We start from the raw sequence: 697 nt of genomic DNA, 5'->3' as shown, positions 1-697 counted from the left end.
CTACCTGAACGACAAGCGGGGCCGGCCGATGAAGGTCGTCCAGGACGGCTCCAACGAGAACGTCACGGACGCCCCCTGCCGCAAGCGCCATGGCGCGGAGCGTCTCCCGGGACGGTTCGGTGCGCATCGCCTCGGTGATGGCCGCCGAATGCCCAGCCCCGGCCAGGAGATACGCGGCGCACCAGCGGGCCCCGGAGTCCCGCTGGTTGTGGAGCTCGGCGGCGAGGGCGTCGGGTTCGGTACCGACACGGGTCTGGACCGCGGTCAGGTAGCGGTCCCGGGCGGCGGCGTCGCGGGCGAGTGCCAGGGCGACTTCGTCGGCGAGGTCCGCGTCGCCGGTCTTCGCGAGGATCCCGGCAGAGTTGACTCGCAGCTCGGCGGTGTCGCCGTCGTTGAGCCACAGCCGGAGCCGCTTGATGGTGCGCTTCTCGCGGATCGCGAGGGCCTGGAGCGAGTGGTCGACGGCGTGCGTGGTCTGGACGGTGGCGAGGACGGTGTCGTCCCCGGAGGCGATGGAGGCGTACATGTCGGTGATCGTTTCCCGGTCCCCGGCGGTCAGGCCGGCGCCGAGCGCGGCGGCGGCCAGGGTGAAGATCTCGCGGCGGTTCAATCCAAGTGCCCTCTCGTAGGCGCGGATGACGTTCTCGCTCGCCGGTTGGCGGCAAGTCGGATCGGAGCCATGTCGTTCTGTGGGCCA

1 protein-coding gene is annotated in these 697 nt (G+C 71.2%); it reads right to left on the bottom strand.

The features are described 5' to 3' along the window. Positions 1-610 (bottom strand): hypothetical protein (locus ABFX50_RS50910; protein WP_346158545.1); only part of this gene is annotated, 610 nt, incomplete at its 3' end. Between the last annotated feature and the right edge of the window lie 87 nt (positions 611-697).

It is taken from the genome of Nonomuraea recticatena (assembly GCF_039533245.1).
GTDB classification, from domain to species: Bacteria; Actinomycetota; Actinomycetes; order Streptosporangiales; family Streptosporangiaceae; genus Nonomuraea; species Nonomuraea roseola.
The sequence above is the reverse complement of the archived record's forward strand: the minus strand, read 5'-3'. Positions and strand labels throughout refer to the sequence as shown.